Source organism: Psychrobacter sp. AOP5-GZ1-6 (assembly GCF_052376345.1).
In the GTDB taxonomy this organism is placed as follows: domain Bacteria; phylum Pseudomonadota; class Gammaproteobacteria; order Pseudomonadales; family Moraxellaceae; genus Psychrobacter.
On record NZ_JBQSVP010000393.1, the window covers coordinates 1 to 273 of the forward strand.

At 41.8% G+C, this 273-nt stretch carries 1 protein-coding gene; it reads left to right on the forward strand.

Going from position 1 to position 273, the window contains the following annotated elements:
- The coding region (locus tag ACT3RN_RS16340; protein ID WP_444518907.1) for a transposase at positions 1-273 on the forward strand (273 nt) is incomplete at its 5' end.

Below are 273 nucleotides of genomic sequence, written 5' to 3' on the forward strand. Positions count from 1 at the left end.
AACTGGTGCAAACAAACCCTAATCCCAAGTCTTAAAACCAAATGCGTGATTGTGATGGATAACGCCAAATTTCATAAGAGCAAACGCATTCAAAAGCTACTAAACAGGCACGGGCATCGTATTCTTTGGTTGCCGCCGTACAGCCCAGACCTAAACCCTATCGAAAAGAAATGGGCTCAGGTGAAGTTTCTACGCCAAGGCTGGATGGAAAACGACTTATCCAAATTGTTTTATGATGTTTGCCCTAACCATAACAATTTTATTTTGAGCTGA